General features: G+C 37.6%; 6 protein-coding genes and 1 pseudogene. 5 read left to right on the top strand and 2 right to left on the bottom strand.

The features are described from left to right. Positions 1 to 328, top strand: a 328-nt coding sequence (locus tag RZN25_11250; protein ID MEQ6377397.1) for a hypothetical protein, incomplete at its 5' end; no start/stop codon positions are given. Between the two features lie 213 nt (positions 329 to 541). Then, positions 542 to 2,437 (top strand): selenocysteine-specific translation elongation factor, encoded by a 1,896-nt coding sequence (gene selB / locus RZN25_11245; protein ID MEQ6377396.1) that lies wholly within the window; start codon positions 542 to 544, stop codon positions 2,435 to 2,437. Positions 2,438 to 2,475: 38 nt separating this feature from the next. Here the strand turns inward: selB and selD are convergent, their stop codons facing one another. After that, positions 2,476 to 3,528, bottom strand: coding sequence for a selenide, water dikinase SelD (selD, locus tag RZN25_11240; GenBank protein ID MEQ6377395.1), 1,053 nt, complete (start codon positions 3,526 to 3,528; stop codon positions 2,476 to 2,478). Between the two features lie 455 nt (positions 3,529 to 3,983). Here selD and RZN25_11235 point away from each other — a divergent pair. Together RZN25_11235 and selA are read left to right on the top strand one after the other, a co-directional pair. Next, positions 3,984 to 4,172, top strand: a pseudogene (locus tag RZN25_11235) (Rdx family protein). A gap of 96 nt (positions 4,173 to 4,268) precedes the next feature. Beyond that, entirely contained in the window at positions 4,269 to 5,675 is a 1,407-nt protein-coding gene (gene selA, locus RZN25_11230; GenBank protein ID MEQ6377394.1) for an L-seryl-tRNA(Sec) selenium transferase, read from the top strand. Here the strand turns inward: selA and sspP are convergent. Next, entirely contained in the window at positions 5,670 to 5,807 is a 138-nt protein-coding gene (gene sspP / locus RZN25_11225; protein MEQ6377393.1) for a small acid-soluble spore protein P, read from the bottom strand. The two genes, selA and sspP, sit on opposite strands and share 6 nt — an antisense overlap. A gap of 90 nt (positions 5,808 to 5,897) precedes the next feature. Here sspP and RZN25_11220 point away from each other — a divergent pair. Next, on the top strand, positions 5,898 to 6,103 hold a 206-nt coding region (locus RZN25_11220; protein ID MEQ6377392.1), incomplete at its 3' end, for a hypothetical protein.

Below are 6,103 nucleotides of genomic sequence, written 5' to 3'. Positions count from 1 at the left end.
CAAGTTAGGCTACCAAGGTCGTTCCTTAAAGAAAATAAATACTTATGCCGTAAAAGCGACTCAATTTAACCATCTCACAGGAGAATATAACAAAAAACAACTTTCAGAAAGATGGAATGATTTCGGAGAATTCCTGATTCAACGGGATTTATATAGTGCGTTTTTAATAAGAAACACCAAGGAAACGCTCCATTCTATGGATATAGATTTATGCCACGAAGAATGGGAGCGTTTCATTGAATGGCATAACTGCGAGATTGCACAGTTAAAACAATCACAAAGCAACACATTGCCTTGCTTATACGCAATACGTCCGTTAATATTTTAGGAGAATTCCAGCTAGTACTTTGGTGGAAACTCTTTCCGAAAGGAAAGATAAGGGCATCAGAGAGAAGCTTGTTAGCATCCTAGAACCCCACTGCTTTAGCTGTGGGAGTTGTCAGGACAATACTGAACATTGATTATTTAGTTAGACATCTTCCATAAATATAGGCTAAACTTGTAGTAATAATGAATGGTTGATAGAAGGGATGAGCTTTCAATGGAGAAACGGTATTTTACTATAGGAATGGCTGGACATATAGACCATGGAAAGACAACTTTAACTAAAGCATTAACACAAATAGATACTGATCGATTAAAGGAAGAAAAAGAACGAAAAATTTCTATTGAATTAGGATTTGCTCCCCTGCAGCTTGAAGATGAAAACTTACTTGTTTCCATTATTGATGTACCTGGACATGAGCGTTTCATTCGTCAAATGATTGCAGGTGTAGCTGGAATTGACCTTGTATTGCTTGTAATTGCTGCAGATGAAGGGGTAATGCCTCAAACAAAAGAGCATTTGGATATATTGACCCTTTTAGGAATTACTAATGGGATTATCGTTGTAACTAAAACATCAATGGTTGAGGATGAACTATTGGAGTTAGTGGAGGAAGATATAAGAGAACAAGTGAATGGTTCCGCCTTTGAAGATTCCCCAATGCTTTTTGTTGATAGTATATCTGAAAAAGGGATTAATGAGCTTAAAACAGAGATTGAACTAATGCTTAAAGAATTACCACCTAGGGACCAAAAAGGTTCCTTCCGATTACCTATTGATCAAGTTTTTACAGTTCAAGGTCAAGGGACAGTAGTTCGCGGTACTATTTATGAAGGTTCAGTAAATAAGGAAGATCGACTGATGATTCTTCCATACAATAAACCCGCAAGAATCAGGCAGATACAAGTTCATAAAAAACCGGTTGAACAAGCTTTTGCTGGACAACGTGCGGCCATTAATCTCGGTGGAATATCTAAGAATGAGATTTATCGAGGAGATGTTTTGGTTTGCTCGGACCATTTTGTAGTAACAGATACAGTAGACATTTCCTTAACTTTAGTTGATAGTCTTGATATTCCATTGAAACAACGCTCCCCTGTTAAATTTCATACAGGTACTTCTGAGGTTATGGGTAAGATTGTGTTTTTTGATCGCAATGAGGTAACACAGGATGATAAAGAAGTGTTGTGCCAAATAAGATTAGAGGAAGAGATTGTTACACGTAGGGGAGACCGTTTTATTCTACGTCGACCTAGCCCAGTTGAAACGATGGGTGGAGGGTGGATTATTGACCCAAAAGGGGAAAAATACCGTTTTGGCGAAAAGACTATTGAGCAATTAGAAAGAAAAAAAGAAGGTACGCCTGAAGAACATTTATTGGACTTGTTATCAGAACATGCCTGGCTAACAGAAACCCAGTTAATTCAAGAGCTGGCCCTAGATCCAGACGATGTTAGAAGTATGATAAATAACTTACGAGATAAAGGTGATATACAGCAAATTGGAAATCACTATGTCCGTACTAGAGTTATGAATACTTTACAAGACCAACTATTAGTCCTTTTAAATGACTATCATGACAAATTTCCGTTAAGAGTAGGGATGAATAAACCAGAAGCGGTGAAATTGATAACTGCGCCAAAACCTTTAGTAGAACAGCTAATTACAAAGTGGATGGAAGCAGGGTTAATCAAATCTATAGGACCATACCTTTCCGAAAAGGGGTATACTCCAACATATCCAAAAGGGTGGGGGACGCGTTTAGAAAAACTAGAGCAAGATCTTTTGCAGGATGGACTAGAGGTACAAGAGTGGGAAACTTATGTGGATAAATATAAGGTGCCAGCTGAAGTAGCTGACGAGTTTTGGCAGTATTTATCAACATATAAAAATGCCTTTGTGATGAGTGATAAACACTTGATCCACAGGGATTCACTTGAAAAAGCCATTCATAAATTAAACGAAAATACAGGAGATCTTTTCTCATTAAAAGAAGCAAAAGATATTTTAGGTCTTTCGAGGAAATATTTAATTCCATTCATGGAAAAGTTGGACCAAGAAGGGTATACGACTAGGGTAGAAGATAATAGAAAATGGAGAAAAAAGTTATAATCAAAAAGGGATGACGTGAAAATGTCATCCCTTTTTGATTATTCTTTTACATCAATAGTCATAACACTTCTCTCCGTTACTTGACCAATGATGGTAGTATAACTATGTCCTGCTTCTTTCATTTCTTTTACATATTGTTCTGCTTGGTCACTAGGTAATGATACAAGCAATCCACCAGACGTAATGGAATCACAAAGGATTAATTGCTTAGCTTCATCTAGTGATTCATGATAGCTAACTTCATCCTTCAACCATCTATGGTTGGACTTGCTACCACCAGGTACAACATCTTCTTGTGCTAATTCGAGAGTTCCTTCTAACTGAGGAACTTTATGATAGTACACTTCTGCAGATACATGACTTCCATTAGCCATTTCGGATAGATGTCCTAACAGTCCAAAACCTGTAATATCAGTTACCGCATGTGCGTCTTTTCCCTGTAATTTTTCAGCAGCCGTTTTATTTAAAGTAGCCATTGCTTCTACAACAGATTCCTTTTGGTCTTCCGTTGCTCTTTCGCGTTTAATGGCAGTTGTTATGATTCCTACACCAAGGGGTTTAGTAAGGACTAGAGCATCTCCTGCTTGTGCTCCCACATTACGATAAAATTTCTCAGGATGAACAATCCCTGTAACAGCTAATCCAAACTTTGGTTCTTGGTCATCAATGGAGTGTCCACCAACGGTAATTCCACCTGCTTCTGTTACCTTGGCTTGTGCTCCCTTCAGTATTTCTGCTAGGACTTCTCCACCTAATTTTTTAATGGGAAATCCAACGATATTTAGAGCTGTCTTTACTTCACCGCCCATAGCATATACATCACTTAAGGCGTTGGCAGCCGCAATTTGTCCAAATAAAAAAGGATCATCCACGACAGGAGTAAAATAATCTACGGTTTGTATGAGAGCAATCTCATCAGTTAGTTTATATATACCTGCATCGTCTGATGTATCATGACCTACTAACAGATTAACATCATGTGTAGGTTTATCTAAATGACGCAATACTTGCGCCAGGTCTTCAGGACCAATTTTGCAACCTCAACCAGCTTTTGAAGAAAGTTGAGTTAAACGAATTTGCTCATTTGACATGTATTACACCTCCATAGAGATAGTATAGTATAAGATTTACTTATACGCCAAATATAAGAATGTAATAATATCATAGTTCTTTAAAACTTGCCTTAGTAGGAAGATATTCACTTATAAATAGAGCAATCTTTTTGTATTACATCATTCTATTTCTTATACTAAAAATATAAAGGAAACTTCAATCAGTGGGGTCCCCCACTGATTGTTAGCACCCAAGGGTATAACCTAAAGGCCCTTGAATCAATCGACATTTACGGGCAGCCAACCATGAAGCAAGCTTCACCAACAAGGATGAAAAATTCAATGGTATATTTTCATGGGCCACCTACTCTTTTCGTTTCCCTTAAGACTTGAGGTAGGGTATTCTTGCCCGTTCATGTGGGATAAATAGGAGGTAGATTGGATTGAGCACGAGCGTTAGCATTGAATTTTGCATGCAATGAAATTATGCCCCAAAAGCTGCGAGTCTCGCACAAGAATTATTTACGCACTTTAGGCAAAACATCAAGGAACTGACACTCATCCCAAGTTCTGGTGGGGCTTTTGAAGTTATAGTGAATGAGCAAAAGGTTTATTCTAAATTAGACACAGGAAGGTTTCCAGATGTTCAACTTATTATTACCAAAATAGAAGAAAATAGATAGCATGAAAGCACGTGGTTAACATTAATCGCGTGTTTTTCTGTGTAAACAAATCATGATATACTATGAAATATGTAAATGATGGAAAGGGGAAGGCTTATGCAAGAGCTCCTACGACAAATTCCGCCCGTTCATGAAGTTCAAAAAATGGAGGGAATTGTAAAACTGCTAAAAGAAAATCAATTGGATAATAATTTGATCACAAATTGGATTCAGCAAGAAATAAATGATTTACGGGATTTAATCCTTGCTTCTAAGGATAGAAAAGATTCTATAACTGGTAATATGGAGGATAGGATTGTTCAAGGTGTCGAAAGAAGAGCAATTCGTTGGTTAACTCCATCCTTAAGAAGAGTGATTAATGGAACAGGGACCATTTTACACACAAACTTAGGACGAGCTCCCTTATCAAAGGAAGCAATTGAACAGGTTGTGGAGGTATCTTCCCATTATTCAAACCTAGAATATCAACTTGATGTAGGAAAAAGAGGATCCAGACATTCTATTATTGAATCTCTCCTTCAAGAAATTACGGGTGCTGAAGCCTGTATGGTGGTAAATAATAATGCAGCTGCCGTTTATTTAATTCTTCGCGCTTTAGCCAAAGATAAAGAAGTTATTGTCTCCAGAGGGGAGTTAGTAGAAATTGGTGGAAGCTTTCGAGTTTCGGCCATTATGGATGAAAGTGATGCAAAACTGATTGAAGTTGGAACAACCAATAAAACTCATCTTTATGATTTTGAAGGTGCAATTAATGAAGACACCGCAATGCTCATGAAAGTACATACGAGTAATTTTAAGATCATTGGATTTACGGAATCGGTTCCTAGAGACAAAATGATCCAACTGGCACATGACCAACAGGTAATCTATTATGAGGATTTAGGAAGCGGTGCTATTTACAATTATGAAGAAGAGGGTATTGGTGACGAGCCAGCTGTTCGAAAAGTAATTGATTCTGGAGCTGACGTTGTGAGTTTTAGTGGAGATAAACTGTTGGGAGGTCCTCAATCGGGGATTATTGCTGGGAAAAAACAGATCATTGATCGTTTGAAAAAACATCAACTTGCCCGCGTCTTACGAGTTGATAAAATGACTTTTGCTGCTTTAGAAGCTACACTAAAGGCTTATCTCAAAGGAAAAGAACATAGAAACAAGATACCAGTTATTCAAAACATTTTAAAAAAGCCACATGATATTGAGGTTCAAGTGGAGGATTTTCTATCTAGTGTACCAACAACATACATTAATATGGAGAAAGTTTCTCTAACCTCTCAAATTGGTGGGGGAACCATGCCAGAGGTGGAGCTTGAATCAGTTGGGATCAAGCTAAATCATCCAACAGCCAGCGCCCATCAACTGGAAGCTTGTTTTCGCTCCTATTCCATACCAATCATTGGCCGAATCTTAGATCAAGAACTTTATTTTGACTTTAGAACACTGACTGTGGATGACCTTCTTATTTTACAAAAGGCAGTCTTAGCAAATGATCAAAAAAACTTATAAATCGTGATGAGTATGTTGTTTTTGACGACTGTGGTTCTTTTGTTTCACCTTTTTTGAACCACTTCTTTTTTCACCATATTCCGCATGGGCACCATTTGCAAAATCGCCTTTAGAAATATTCTTATCAGCCATTTTCATTCCTCCTTTGGGATCATTTATAGTATGTACAATGGATGATTTATTATGAATAGGACACAATATCCTTAAGAAGGAGGGATAATTGTGCCTTACGACAATAATCAGGATTCATTTCAAGCTGCTCAAAACGGATATCGTGAAGCAATGAAAGCTCATGATGTTGTTGTCTCCTCTGTACATGATCCTAATTTTGGCTATGAAGTGGATCATTTGGAGCAAGAAATCAATGAGGCTTATCAACAAATTAATTCTGCCTTGAGCCTTGCATCTGAACATCAAAAAGAGCAGTT

It is taken from the genome of Bacillaceae bacterium S4-13-56, assembly GCA_040191315.1.
GTDB lineage: Bacteria > Bacillota > Bacilli > Bacillales > JAWJLM01 > JAWJLM01.
This window is presented reverse-complemented; position numbering and strand designations above follow the sequence as displayed.